Genomic DNA, 12709 nt, shown 5'->3' on the forward strand with positions numbered 1-12709 from the left:
GATCATCGACCCGTCGTCAGGGGCGTCTGCTGATACAGCGCGAGGCGCCATCGGCCGTCGCCGCGCACGTACACGCTCGACATGAGCGCGTCGAACACGGTGTCCTCCCGCGACGCGTGGGCCGCGTAGACGAGAGCCACCACGTCCGGCCCCATCCCGACGACGCGCTCGTCGCTGATCCGGTACTCGCGCCAGGGCGGTGCCTCGTCGAGCGACGCGACGACCGCGTCACGGTCGAGCACGAAGCCGTGCGCGAGCACCATGACCGCGCCCGCCGTCATGAGATCGCCGTAGAAGCGCGCGCCGGTGCCCTCGCACAGCGAGGCCCAACCTGCGTGCTCCAGGGACCACAGCTCGTCAGCGTCCATCACCCGACCGTAGCCACGTGCCGGCCGCGGCGCGGTCCGTGCTCCCCGGCGTGCGCCGGCTCGCTTGGCAGGATGGGCCCATGGCTCCCCGCGACCCGTACCGCGTCATGACCGTCTGCACCGGAAACATCTGCAGGTCCCCGATGGCCGAGGTGGTGCTCCGCGACCGGTTCGACGCGGCCGGGCTGCGCGACCAGGTGCTCGTCGACTCGACCGGCGTCAGCGACGAGGAGCAGGGCAGGCCCATGGACCGGCGTGCGGTCGCCGTCCTCGAGGCTCACGGGTACGACCTCGCGGCGCTCGCGGGCCCGGCCGGCCCGCACCGTGCGCGCCAGGTCCGGGCGTCCGACCTCGCCGCCCGCGACCTGGTGCTGCCGATGACCGTCCTGCATGCGCACGCGGTGCGCCGGCTCGAGCACGGCACGACCGGCGGGGACGGGCTCGTCGTCCGGCTCTACCGGACGTTCGACCCCTCCGCGCCGGACGTCGACGTGGACAGCCCCGACGGGTACCGCCTCGACATCGACGACCCCTGGTACGGCGACCGCGAGGACTTCGAGGCGTGCCTCGCCCAGCTCGAGGCGGGTGCCGACGGTGTCGTGGCGTACGTCGAGGGTGAGCTGCGTCGTCGGGTGGGGTGACGCCTGACGCGCGGGGCAGGCGGCTCCGGGCAACACTGCTGGTGACGGGGTGACGTGCCCCGGACGGTCGCCCGGCCGCCTCGCGAGCAGGACCGACGGAGGCCGTCGTGAAGTTCACCGTCAAGAAGAGCGAGAAGACCGGGCAGTGCTGGTTCACGATCGTCGACGAGACCTGAGCCCCCGAGGACGACGAACGGGCCGCGTGACCGGATCACTCCGGCCACGCGGCCCGTTCGGTGTGGTGGCTGCGCTTCAGGTGGCAGCGTCAGGCCTCCACGGGACGGCCGACCGCCTCGGCCATCTCCTCCTCGAAGAGCGCCGCGGCGTCCTCGGGAGCCTGGATCCGCGGGCCGTCCGCGTCCACGACCTGGCCGGCCGTGGCGGGAGCGGCCTGCGGCGCGCGGGCGGAGCGCACCGCGACGCCGAGCAGGAGCACGGTCGCGGCGAGCAGGATCGCGGACGTCAGGAACGCGCGGTCCGCGCCCACGACGAACGCGTGCTGCGCGATCGCGGCAGCGTCGGAACCCTCGGGTGCGGCGTGCTGCGTCGCGGTCGTGGCGACCGTGACGAGCACGGCGAGGCCGAGCGACCCGCCGACCTGCTGCATGACGTTGACCAGGCCGGACGCCGCACCGGCGTCCTTCGGGTCGACGCCCTGCAGGGCGATCGCCGTGAGCGGCACGAACGCCAGCCCGTTGCCCATGCCGAACAGCAGGAGCGGGACGAGGATCGCGACGTACGACGAGTCCGCGTCGAGGCGCGACAGCACGAGCAGCGCCACCGTCGACAGGCTCAGGCCGATCAGCATGAGGGGCTTGGGCCCGACCCGGACGACGAGCGCGGCGCTGACCCGCGAGAACGCGAACAGCATCACCGTGAGCGGGAGGAACGCGAGCCCGGTGACGATCGGCGTGTAGCCGAGGATGTCCTGCAGGAACAGCGTCAGGTAGAAGAACATCCCGAACATGCCGCCGACGAGGAGGATCCGGCCGACGTACGAGGCGGCGCGGGTCCGGTCGGCGAAGAGCCGCAGCGGCGTGATGGGTGCGGGTGCCCGCAGCTCGACGAGGACGAACGACAGCAGCAGGACGCCACCGAGGACGAACGCGAGGACCGTCTCGGGGTCGCTCCACCCGTCGCTCGCCGCCCGGATGAACGCGTACACGAGGGCGCTCATGCCGAGCGTGGACGTCGCGGCGCCCATCAGGTCGAACTTCCCGCGCTGACGCGGAGTCTCGGGGAGCACGGCCCGGGCCAGGAAGATCAGGCCGATGCCGATGGGCACGTTGACGAACAGCACCCAGCGCCACGAGACCCACTCGGTGAGCAGGCCGCCGGCGATGAGGCCGACCGCGGAGCCGCCGATCGAGACCGCGGCGTAGTAGCCGAGCGCGCGGGCGCGCTCGCGGCCCTCGGGGAAGCGCGCCATGAGGAGCGCGAGGCCGGACGGGGCTGCGAAGGCCGCGCCGACCCCTTGAACGGCGCGGGCGGTCAGCAGCTCGCCGGGACCCTGGGCGAACCCGCCCGCGAGCGACGCGAGCGTGAACAGGCCGATGCCGAACAGGAGCGTCCGGCGGCGGCCGAGGATGTCGCCCGCCCGGGCGCCGAGGAGCAGGAGCCCCCCGAACGCGAGGGTATAGGCGTTGAGGACCCACGACAGGCTGGTCGCCGAGAAGCCGAGGGCCTTCTGGATGTCGGGGAGCGCGACGTTCACGATCGTCGCGTCCAGCACGATCATCAGCTGGGTGGTGAGGATCGCGGCCAGCACCAGGGGTGAGGAGTGGCCGCGCCCCGCGGCTGCGGGAGCCTGCGGGGAGAGGGTGGTCGAGGGTGAGGACACGTCTGGCCTCCACGAAGTAGGATGGAAAAGTGGAAGGAGCCTCCGGTAGACGCTTAGGACTATACGGAGGGTTCCTCCGGTTGTGCAAGAGATAATTCGAGATGAGTGCGGATCGGCCTGTTTCCCCACCCACGGGAGCGGGCGAGTATCGTCACGGCGTACGAGGCCGCAACGGTGCGGTTCGCGCGAAGGAGGTCACCGTGGGAACGCAAGCGACGGGCGAGCGGACGGCTAGCCCGGACCAGCCGTGCCGCCCCCTGCGAGCCGACGCTGCCCGCAACCGCGAGAAGCTGCTCGAGGCCGCGACCGAGGTCTTCGGTGAGCACGGCACGTCGGGCTCCCTCGAGGAGATCGCCCGGCGCGCCGGGGTCGGGGTCGGCACCCTGTACCGCCACTTCCCCACGCGTGCCTGTCTCGTCGAGCAGGTCTACCGGCACAGCGTCGACGAGGTCTGCGCCGCCGCGCCGCGCCTGCTCGAGCAGCTCGACCCGTTCGACGCCCTGTCCACCTGGGTCGACGGCTTCGTCGGGTACGTGAGCCGCAAGAAGGGCATGGCGTCGGCGCTCCGCGAGGCCATGGGCCCCGAGTCCGAGGCCGTCTTCGCCGACGTCCACGAGCGCCTCGAGGGTGCCGCCTCGCTGCTGCTCGGCGCCGCGCAGAAGGCCGGGATGGCGCGTTCCGACGCCGAGCCGCTCGACATCCTGCGCAGCGTCTCGGGCATGTGCATGGCGGCCGCCGCGTCGCAGGACCCCGAGCGGACCAAGCGTGTCCTGTCGCTCGTCCTCGACGGGCTCCGGTACGGCGCCCCCGTGACCGTCGAGGCGTCCCGCACCGAGAACCTCGCGTCGGTCTGACCGCCAGGTGAAGGTCTCCGCGCGCTCGCACGTCCCCGCGTTCGCCGTCATGGAGGTGCTGGCAGCCGCGAACGCCCGACGCGCGGCGGGCGAGTCCGTGCTCAACCTGTGCGCCGGCGAGCCGTCGTCGGGCGCGGCGGAACCCGTTCGGGAGCGGGCGATCGAGATCCTGCGGTCGGGCGACCTCGGGTACACCGAGGCGCTCGGCGCCCCCGCGCTGCGCGAGGCGATCGCCGGTCACTACCGCCGCTGGTACGACGTCGACGTCTCGCCCGGCCGGGTCGCCGTCACCACAGGGAGCTCGGGCGGGTTCCTGCTCGCGTTCGTCGCGGCGTTCGACGTGGGCGACCGCGTCGTGCTCGCCCGGCCCGGGTACCCCGCCTACCGCAACATCCTCACGGCGCTCGGCTGCGACGTCGTCGAGCTCGACTGCGGCCCCGCCACGCGCTACCAGCCGACCGTCGAGCAGCTCGACGCGCTCCACGCCGAGGCGCCGGTCGCGGGGCTGGTCGTCGCGAGCCCGGCGAACCCGACCGGCACGATGATCGAGGCCGCCGAGCTCGAAGCGTTGTCACGCTGGTGCGCCGCGCACGGCGTGCGGCTCGTGTCCGACGAGATCTACCACGGCATCACCTACGGCGGCCCCGAGGTGGCGACCGCTGCCACGCACCTCGACGACGGCGCGATCGTCGTCAACTCGTTCTCCAAGTACTGGGCCATGACGGGCTGGCGGCTCGGCTGGCTCGTGCTGCCGGACGACCTCGTCGGCCCGGTCGACGCACTGGCCAGCAACGTCGCCCTCTGCCCGCCCGCGCTCGCGCAGCACGCGGCGATCGCCGCGTTCACCGAGGCGGCGTACGACGCGGCGGCCGCGAACGTCGCGACCTACGCGACGTCCCGCGCGCTCCTGCTCGAGCGCGTCGGCGAGCTGGGCTGGGACCCGCTCGCCCCCGCTGACGGCGCGTTCTACCTGTACGGCGACGTGTCCCGGTACCTGGCGGCCGCGCCGGACGACGGCCTGCCCGCCGACTCCGTGGCGTACTGCGAGCGGCTCCTCGCTGAGACGGGCGTCGCGCTGACGCCCGGCACCGACTTCGACGGTGTGCACGGCCGCCGCTGGGTGCGGCTCAGCTTCGCGGCGGCGCCGTCGACCGTCGCCACGGCCGTCGACCGGGTCGTGGCGTGGCAGCGGGAGCTGGTCTCCGGAGCCTGAGCCCGACCGCCGCTTCAGTGCTCGCGGTGTCGGCGGTGGTCCCGGTGCTCGCGGTGCTCGTGCGGCTCCTGCCCCGGCTCGGGTCCAGGCCCGGGGGTGTGGCCGTGGTCGGCGGCGTGCCTCGCGATGTGCTCCTTGCGGACCTTCGCGACCTCCTCCTCGGGCTCCCCGAGGTCGGCGCCGTCCGGGCCGGGCCCGGGTGTGCGACCGGAGTGGTTGCGCAGGTTCTCCGCGCGCTTCGCGGTCTCCTCGTCCGTCTCGCGCAGGTCTTCGCCGCGCGGACCGGGGCCGGGGGTGGCGCCGTCGTCCTCGCCGGTGAAGCCGTCGCGGCCCGAGACCAGGCCCGAGGTGTCGTAGTCGTCGCTGGGCGTCGTGGTCATGTCGTCCTCCTCCGGGTGCAGGGGATCGAGAGGGACCCTCGTCTCGATTCTCGCGCGAACTTCGTTCGGTGGCGAGGCGCCCGGGTCAGGCCCCGTGCTCGACGATCGCCGTGAGCGCACCACGAAGCTGTACGAGCCCCGCGGCGCCGAGCGCGTCGTCGAGCCAGTTCTCGTAGTCCCCGACGACGTCCGCGCAGGTCGCGAGGAGCCGCGTGCCCGCAGGGGTGGTGCGGTAGAGCTTGGCGCGGCCGTCGGAGGGGTCGGGCTCGAGCGTGAGGTACCCGCGGCGGACGAGGTGTCCCGCGAGCTCCGACGTCGCCTGCTTGGTGCGCCCGACGCGGTCGACGAGCGTGGCGAGCCGGGTGCCGTCGGGGTCGACCGCGTTGAGGACCGAGACGTTCGCGGCGCTCACGTCGTCATATCCGGCATGGGCGAGAGCACGGTCGAGCACACGCACGAGCGTCTGCTGGGCCGTGCGCATGAGGTCGCCGAGCGGGAGGTCGCCGGGCGCGGTGTGGCCCGGGGGTACGGCCCGGTCGACCGGTTTCGTCAGGCCCTTGACGGTCTCGCCCTCACTCGACACGATAGTCATGCTCCTGACTATATCGAACGCGTCCACCCGCACGGAGGTCGTCATGCCCGAGGTCACGCAGCCCACCACCGACACCGCGTCGTCGCCGGTGCCGCCCCTCCCCGCCGGCCTCGCCGGCCGGCCCCCGCTCCCCGAGGTGCCCGGGTTCCGGCACCGCTGGGTCGATGTCCGCGGGGCGTCGGTGCACGTCGCCGAGGCCGGGACCGACGACGCGCCGCCGGTCCTCCTCCTGCACGGGTTCCCCCAGCACTGGTACGCCTGGCGCGGAGTGGCGGGCGACCTCGCACGCGACCGCCACGTCGTCGTGCCGGACCTGCCCGGCTTCGGGTGGAGCGAGCCCGCTTCCCACGGCTGGTCCACGGCCCAGCGCGCGGCGGACACGCTCGCGCTCCTCGACGCGCTCGGCCTCCACGGGCCGGTGGACGTCGCCGGGCACGACTGGGGCGCGTGGCTCGCGTTCCGCGTCGCGCTCGACGCGCCCGGGCGCGTGCGCCGGCTCGTCGCCGTCTCCGAGCTCCACCCGTGGCCCCTGCAGCGCCGGCTCGTCCCGCGCCTGTGGCGCATGTGGGTCACCGCGTTGTTCGAGGTCCCGGGCCTCGGCTCGGCCGTCCAACGCCGGCGCGGAGCGGTGCGGTGGTTCCTGAGCCGCGACGCGCGTGACGGCGCCGTCTGGACGGACGACCTCGTCGACGCCTACGCCGCCGTGACCGCGCGGCCGGACGTCGCGCACGCGGGACGCCGGCTGCACAGCGCGTTCGTGCTGCACGACATCGCCCGCATGATTCTGCGGCGCGACGGCCGGCGCGCGTACGACGTCCCCACGCAGATGGTCGCGGGCGACCACGACGCGTACATCCCGCCCGCCCTCGTGGCGCCGCCCCGGTCGCGCGCCGACGTCGTGCAGGTGTGGACCGTGCCCGGCGGCCACTTCGTCCTGGACGAGAACCCGCGGGCCGTCGCCGACGCCGTCCGCGGGCATCTCGACGCCCCGGACGAGGCCTTCCCCCGGGTACGATGAGCCCACAACTTCAGCTTCACGCCACTCGAACCGTGTCGGGAGAGTCTGCGCGTCGTCCGCCTCGGCGGAGGGCGCCGGACGCCGAAGGAGCAAGTCCTCCCCGGAATCTCTCAGGCCCCCGTACCGGCACGGCGAGGCAACTCTGGAAAGCGGTGCGCGCGTGCGCGCACCCACCGACGGTGCAAGTCGGCGCGCCCCGGGCGGGACCCTCCCGCGAACGGCGGACCGGCAAAACTCTCAGGTGGACGCTGCGCGTCCGGTGACAGAGCGGGGAGGGCCCAGCCCACCGGTCCGGCCGTCGTCGGACCACGCCCGCCCGGAGCACCCCGTGAACGAGCAGCACATCCCCGCGGCCTTCGACCGCGACCACTTCGCGACCCGGCACATCGGTCCCCGCGGCGTCCGCACGGGCGTCGAGGCAGCCGCCGACGGCACGGCCGGCGACGTCGTCCGCATGCTCGCCGTCCTCGGGCAGCCCTCGCTCGACGCCCTCGTCGACGCCGCGATCCCGGCGTCGATCCGCGAGCACGCGCCGCTCGACCTGCCCGCGGCGCGCACCGAGACCGAGGTCACGGCCGACCTGCGCCGGATCGCCGCGAAGAACGTCGTGAAGACCCAGATGATCGGGCTCGGCTACTACGGCACGACGACGCCGCCCGTCATCCGCCGGAACGTCCTCGAGTCGCCCGGCTGGTACACGTCGTACACGCCGTACCAGGCGGAGATCTCGCAGGGCCGGCTCGAGGCGCTGCTCAACTTCCAGACCGTCGTCGAGGACCTCACGGGCCTCGCGATCGCGAACGCGAGCCTGCTCGACGAGGCCACGGCCGTCGCCGAGGCCGTCGCGCTCATGTTCCGCGCGCACAAGACCGGGTCGAAGGGCGCGCGCGGCGCCGCAGGCGGCACGGTCGTGCTCGACGCCGAGCTGTTCCCCCAGACGCTCGCGGTCACCTGCGGCCGGTCCGACGCCGCAGGGCTGCACGTCGTCGTCGCGGACCTCGCGGACGGGCTGCCCGAGGTCGAGGGCGACCTCGTCGGCGTCGTCCTGCAGCAGAGCGGCACGTCGGGCGTCGTCCGCGACCTGCGCCCGCTCGTCGCGGCGGCCAAGGAGCGCGGCGCCCTCGTGACGGTGGCCGCCGACCTGCTCGCCCTCACGATGCTCGTCTCGCCGGGCGAGCTCGGCGCGGACGTGTCCGTCGGCTCGGCGCAACGCTTCGGCGTCCCGCTGTTCTACGGCGGCCCGCACGCCGCGTTCATGGCGGTCCGCTCGGGCCTCGAGCGGTCGCTGCCCGGCCGGCTCGTCGGGGTGTCGGTCGACGCCGACGGCGCCCCCGCCTACCGCCTCGCGCTCCAGACGCGCGAGCAGCACATCCGCCGCGAGCGGGCGACGTCGAACATCTGCACCGCGCAGGCGCTGCTCGCGATCGTCGCGTCGATGTACGCGGTCTGCCACGGCCCCCGCGGTCTCCGGGCGATCGCCGAGCGCGTGCACGACCGCGCCGCCGCACTGGCGGCCGGGGCGCGCGCCGCCGGCCTGACGGTCGTGCACGACACCTTCTTCGACACGGTCCGCCTGCACGTCCCGGGCAGGGCGGCCGCCCTCGTCGACACCGCGTGCGAGGCGGGGATCAACCTGTACGCCCCGGACGCCGACCACGTCCAGGCGTCCTGCGACGAGACGACGACGCCGGAGACGATCGCGACCCTCCTGATCGCGCTGACCGGCTCGGAGCCGGCGGGCGTCGCCGCGGACGCCACGCTCCCGGCCTGGGCGCTCCGCACCACCGAGTACCTGACGCACCCGGTGTTCAGCGCCCACCGCTCGGAGACGTCGATGCTCCGGTACCTGCGGGCGCTGTCCGACAAGGACCTCGCGCTCGACCGGACGATGATCCCGCTCGGCTCGTGCACCATGAAGCTCAACGCGACCGTCGAGATGGAGCCGATCTCCTGGCCCGGGTTCGCCGACGTGCACCCGTTCGTCCCCGCCGACCAGGCGACGGGCTACCGCGAGCTCGTCGAGACGCTCGAGGGCTGGCTCGCCGAGATCACGGGGTACGCGGCGGTCTCGGTGCAGCCGAACGCCGGGTCGCAGGGCGAGTTCGCGGGGCTGCTCGCGATCCGCGGGTACCACCGGTCGCGGGGCGACGAGGGGCGCGACGTCGTCCTCATCCCGGCGTCGGCGCACGGCACCAACGCGGCGTCGGCGGCGCTGGCCGGCCTGCGCGTCGTCGTGGTGGCGACGGCGGAGGACGGGTCGGTCGAGCTCGACGACCTGCGGGCGAAGCTCGACCAGCACGGTCCCCAGGTCGCCGGGATCATGATCACGTACCCGTCGACGCACGGGGTCTACGAGGCCCACGTCCGCGACGTCTGCGCCCTCGTACACGACGCCGGTGGTCAGGTGTACATCGACGGGGCCAACCTCAACGCGCTCGTCGGGCTGGCACGGCCCGGGCGGTTCGGCGGTGACGTCTCGCACCTCAACCTGCACAAGACGTTCTGCATCCCGCACGGCGGCGGCGGCCCGGGCGTGGGCCCGGTCGCGGTGGCCGAGCACCTGGTCCCGTTCCTCCCGGGCAACCCGCTCGACGCCGACGACGCGGCCGGTGTCCCGGTGTCCGCGGCGCCATACGGGTCCGCGGGGATCCTGCCGATCTCGTACGCGTACGTCGCGCTCATGGGGCCAGACGGGCTGACCGCGGCCACCGAGGGCGCTGTGCTCGGCGCGAACTACCTGGCCGCGCGGCTCCGCGAGCACTTCCCGGTGCTCTACGCGGGCCCGGACGGGCTCGTCGCCCACGAGTGCATCCTCGACCTGCGCGACATCACGAAGCGCACCGGCGTGACGGCCGAGGACGTCGCCAAGCGGCTCATGGACTACGGCTTCCACGCCCCGACGCTCGCGTTCCCGGTGCCCGGGACGCTCATGGTCGAGCCGACCGAGTCGGAGGACCTCGCGGAGCTCGACCGGTTCGTCGACGCGATGGTCGCGATCCGTGCCGAGGTGGACGCGGTCGAGCAGGGCCGGTGGCCCGTCGAGGAGTCGCCGCTGCGGGGCGCCCCCCACACGGCCGGCGCGCTGCTCGCGAGCGACTGGGACAAGGCGTACACGCGCGAGGAGGCCGCGGCCGTCGTCGGGCAGGACGGCCGCGCGGCCGCCCGAGCCGCGACCAAGTACTGGCCGCCCGTGCGCCGGATCGACGGCGCCTACGGGGACCGGAACCTCGTCTGCGCGTGCCCGCCGGTCGAGTCCTTCGCCGACTGACCGCGAAGTACCCCGGCATCCGGGGTACTTCGCGAAGTACCCCGGATACCGGGGTACCTCGCGGACAGCCACCGACTAGCCTCGACATGACGAGAGAGGGAGACCGATGACGACCTCCGTAGAGACCCCCGACGACGCCACCACGGCCACGCCCCGGCACACGCCGCTGCACGACGAGCACGTCGCGCTCGGCGCCACGCTGACCGAGTTCGGCGGCTGGCTGATGCCTCTCCGGTACGCGAGCGACCTCGCCGAGCACCGGGCGGTGCGCGCCGCGGCGGGCCTGTTCGACCTGTCCCACATGGGGGAGATCCGCCTGCGCGGTCCCGAGGCGGGGAACGCGCTCGACGTCGCACTGGTGGGCTGGCTGTCCCAGGTGCAGCCGGGCCGGGCGCGCTACTCGATGATCACGAACGAGTTCGGCGAGGTGATCGACGACCTCGTCGTCTACCGGCTCGCGGACGACGACTTCCTGGTCGTGGCGAACGCGTCCAACGCACCGGTCGTGGCGCGCGAGCTCGTCAGCCGCGCGGCGCCGTTCGACGTGGAGGTCACGGACGAGTCCGAGGCGACCGCGCTGGTCGCGGTCCAGGGCCCGCTCGCCGAGCAGATCGTCACCGGCCTCGCCGCCGGCGACGCGGACAAGGTCCGCGCGCTGAGGTACTACGCGAGCGTCCCGGCGACAGTCGCGGGTGTCGAGGCGCTCGTCGCCCGCACCGGGTACACGGGCGAGGACGGCTTCGAGCTGTTCGTCCCGGCCGACCACGCGGTCGCGCTGTGGCGGTCGCTGCTCGGTACCGGCGCGGAGGACGGCCTCGTCCCCGCCGGGCTCTCGGCCCGTGACTCGCTGCGCCTCGAGGCCGGCATGCCGCTCTACGGCCACGAGCTCGACCTCACGACCACGCCCTACGACGCCGGGCTCGGCCGCGTGGTGCGTCTCGACAAGACCACCGACGACGGCGCCGTGCTCGAGTTCGTGGGCCGCGCGGCGCTGGCGTCGCGGCGCGGCTGCGAGCCGGCCCGCGTGCTCGTCGGGCTGAGCGCCGCCGGACGCCGGGCCGCACGCGAGGGCGACCACGTCGTCGTGCGCGGGCACGTGCCCCAGATCGTCGTGGGAAAGGTGACGAGCGGCGCGCCGTCGCCCACGCTGGGCCACGCGATCGCCATGGCGTACGTGACGCCGGAGGTCTCGGCGGTGGGGACCGAGCTCGCCGTCGACGTCCGCGGGCGCGAGGAGCCGGTAGAGGTCGTCGAGCTGCCGTTCTACCGTCGTCCTGACAAGGCCTGACGGCGCTGCGCCACCCACCCCAGGAACCCCTCGACCTCAGACCCGCTGAGCCGACCACCGGAAGGACCCCCATGGCCGACGCGACTTTTCCCGCCCAGCTCCAGTACACCGTCGAGCACGAGTGGCTCGACGGCTCCGACCCGGCCGTCGTCGGGATCACGTCCACCGCGGCCGAAGCGCTGGGCGACATCGTCTACCTCGAGCTTCCCGCGGTCGGCGACGACATCGCGGCCGGCACGGTGATCGGCGAGATCGAGTCGACCAAGTCGGTCTCCGAGCTGTACTCGCCCGTCACCGGCACGGTCGTGGCCGTGAACGACGCCGCGGTCGAGGACCCGTCGCTCGTGAACTCCGACCCGTTCGGTGAGGGCTGGCTGCTCAAGGTCGACGTGACCGAGGTCGGCCCGGTGCTGACGGCCGAGGAGTACCAGGCGCAGGTCGGGGCCTGACCGTGCGTACGGCCGGCCGGCGGGCGCTCGTGCTCGCCGGCCGCGGCCGGTACGAGGACCCGTGGCACGACACGGCCGCCACGTCCCACGAGGTCGCGACCGCGCTCGCCGAGGTCGGGGTGGACGCGGAGGTGCGGGGCACGTTCGCGGGTGCGTTCGGCGACCTGGACGGGTTCGACCTCGTGGTCGTGAACGCGTGCGCGGCGCGCCCCTCGCTCGACCCGGCGACCGACGGCGACGACGCCGCCTGGGAAGACGCGTTCGCGGCGCTGGGTGCGTGGGCGTCGTCGGGCGGGCGGCTGCTCGCGCTGCACCAGGCGGCGAACGCCTTCCAGGACCGCCCGGCGTGGGCGGAGGTCTGGCACGGGATGCTCGGCGGGAGCTGGGTGCCCGGGCGCTCGATGCACCCGGAGCGCGGGCGCGCGCTGTTCGACGTCCGCGACCCGGCGCACCCGGTGACGCGCGGCCTCGCCGGCCCCGACGCGACCTTCACCGCCGACGACGAGCGCTACTCCTACCTCGACGTCGCGCCCGAGGTGCACGTCCTGGTGACGCAGCGCCACGACGGCGTCGACCACCCCGTGGTCTGGACGTACGACGCGCACGGCGGGCTCACGGTCTACGACGCGCTCGGTCACGACGCGCGTGCCTACCGCGAGCCCGTCCGACGCCGGCTGCTGCAGCGCGAGGCGCTCTGGCTGCTGGAGCTCCCCTCCCCGTGAGTGCGTGACTTTTGTGCGACACGCCGGGCGTGTCGCACAAGAAGTGCGCACTCAGCGGGACGGGCAGGGCAAACGG

The 12709-nt window shown here is 73.9% G+C and carries 12 protein-coding genes and 1 riboswitch; of the genes, 8 read left to right on the forward strand and 4 right to left on the reverse strand.

Annotation, left to right across the window (positions count from 1 at the left end):
* Positions 1-2: 2 nt before the first annotated feature.
* Entirely contained in the window at positions 3-368 is a 366-nt protein-coding gene (locus ACFT5B_RS00945; protein WP_386796094.1) for a nuclear transport factor 2 family protein, read from the reverse strand.
* Between the two features lie 80 nt (positions 369-448).
* Here ACFT5B_RS00945 and ACFT5B_RS00950 point away from each other — a divergent pair, with 80 nt between their 5' ends.
* Entirely contained in the window at positions 449-1009 is a 561-nt protein-coding gene (locus ACFT5B_RS00950) for a low molecular weight protein-tyrosine-phosphatase (RefSeq protein ID WP_386796095.1), read from the forward strand.
* A gap of 265 nt (positions 1010-1274) precedes the next feature.
* On the opposite strand, the gene ACFT5B_RS00955 is transcribed toward ACFT5B_RS00950, so the two are convergent.
* A complete protein-coding gene (locus ACFT5B_RS00955) occupies positions 1275-2849 on the reverse strand; it encodes an MFS transporter (protein WP_386796096.1) in 1575 nt (524 codons plus the stop codon).
* A 200-nt stretch (positions 2850-3049) separates the two neighbouring features.
* On the opposite strand from ACFT5B_RS00955, the gene ACFT5B_RS00960 reads away from it, so the two are divergent.
* Both ACFT5B_RS00960 and ACFT5B_RS00965 read left to right on the forward strand, forming a co-directional pair.
* Complete coding sequence (locus ACFT5B_RS00960; RefSeq protein WP_386796097.1) at positions 3050-3703, forward strand: TetR/AcrR family transcriptional regulator; 654 nt, start codon at positions 3050-3052, stop codon at positions 3701-3703.
* Positions 3704-3710: 7 nt separating this feature from the next.
* Positions 3711-4916 (forward strand): pyridoxal phosphate-dependent aminotransferase, encoded by a 1206-nt coding sequence (locus ACFT5B_RS00965; protein ID WP_386796098.1) that lies wholly within the window; start codon positions 3711-3713, stop codon positions 4914-4916.
* Between the two features lie 14 nt (positions 4917-4930).
* On the opposite strand, the gene ACFT5B_RS00970 is transcribed toward ACFT5B_RS00965, so the two are convergent.
* Positions 4931-5296 (reverse strand): hypothetical protein, encoded by a 366-nt coding sequence (locus ACFT5B_RS00970; protein WP_386796099.1) that lies wholly within the window; start codon positions 5294-5296, stop codon positions 4931-4933.
* Positions 5297-5381: 85 nt separating this feature from the next.
* Positions 5382-5888, reverse strand: a complete 507-nt coding sequence (locus ACFT5B_RS00975; protein WP_386796100.1) for a MarR family winged helix-turn-helix transcriptional regulator — start codon at positions 5886-5888, stop codon at positions 5382-5384.
* Between ACFT5B_RS00975 and ACFT5B_RS00980 the strand changes: the two genes are divergently transcribed.
* From ACFT5B_RS00980 to ACFT5B_RS01000, 5 genes are all read left to right on the forward strand, one after another.
* Positions 5887-6906, forward strand: a complete 1020-nt coding sequence (locus tag ACFT5B_RS00980; RefSeq protein WP_386796101.1) for an alpha/beta fold hydrolase — start codon at positions 5887-5889, stop codon at positions 6904-6906. The genes ACFT5B_RS00975 and ACFT5B_RS00980 overlap by 2 nt on opposite strands.
* Positions 6907-6932: 26 nt before the next feature.
* Positions 6933-7042: riboswitch (glycine riboswitch) on the forward strand.
* A gap of 192 nt (positions 7043-7234) precedes the next feature.
* Positions 7235-10174 (forward strand): aminomethyl-transferring glycine dehydrogenase, encoded by a 2940-nt coding sequence (gcvP, locus tag ACFT5B_RS00985; protein ID WP_386796102.1) that lies wholly within the window; start codon positions 7235-7237, stop codon positions 10172-10174.
* 106 nt (positions 10175-10280) lie between these two features.
* Positions 10281-11462 carry a glycine cleavage system aminomethyltransferase GcvT gene (gene gcvT / locus ACFT5B_RS00990; protein ID WP_386796103.1) on the forward strand — a complete coding sequence of 394 codons (1182 nt, stop codon included), beginning with the start codon at positions 10281-10283 and terminating at the stop codon, positions 11460-11462.
* A gap of 71 nt (positions 11463-11533) precedes the next feature.
* Entirely contained in the window at positions 11534-11911 is a 378-nt protein-coding gene (gene gcvH / locus ACFT5B_RS00995) for a glycine cleavage system protein GcvH (RefSeq protein WP_386796104.1), read from the forward strand.
* A gap of 2 nt (positions 11912-11913) precedes the next feature.
* Complete coding sequence (locus ACFT5B_RS01000; protein WP_386796105.1) at positions 11914-12633, forward strand: ThuA domain-containing protein; 720 nt, start codon at positions 11914-11916, stop codon at positions 12631-12633.
* The last annotated feature ends 76 nt before the right edge of the window (positions 12634-12709 follow it).

It is taken from the genome of Luteimicrobium sp. NPDC057192, from assembly GCF_042670205.1.
GTDB lineage: Bacteria > Actinomycetota > Actinomycetes > Actinomycetales > Cellulomonadaceae > Luteimicrobium.

What these genes read in the sequence shown, in the direction of transcription:
- ACFT5B_RS00980 (WP_386796101.1), top strand. Translation starts at nt 5,887, where the DNA reads ATGCTCCTGACTATATCGAACGCGTCCACCCGCACGGAGGTCGTCATG.
- ACFT5B_RS00970 (WP_386796099.1), bottom strand. Translation starts at nt 5,296, where the DNA reads ATGACCACGACGCCCAGCGACGACTACGACACCTCGGGCCTGGTCTCG.
- gcvH (WP_386796104.1), top strand. Translation starts at nt 11,534, where the DNA reads ATGGCCGACGCGACTTTTCCCGCCCAGCTCCAGTACACCGTCGAGCAC.
- ACFT5B_RS00945 (WP_386796094.1), bottom strand. Translation starts at nt 368, where the DNA reads ATGGACGCTGACGAGCTGTGGTCCCTGGAGCACGCAGGTTGGGCCTCG.
- ACFT5B_RS00975 (WP_386796100.1), bottom strand. Translation starts at nt 5,888, where the DNA reads ATGACTATCGTGTCGAGTGAGGGCGAGACCGTCAAGGGCCTGACGAAA.
- gcvT (WP_386796103.1), top strand. Translation starts at nt 10,281, where the DNA reads ATGACGACCTCCGTAGAGACCCCCGACGACGCCACCACGGCCACGCCC.
- ACFT5B_RS00950 (WP_386796095.1), top strand. Translation starts at nt 449, where the DNA reads ATGGCTCCCCGCGACCCGTACCGCGTCATGACCGTCTGCACCGGAAAC.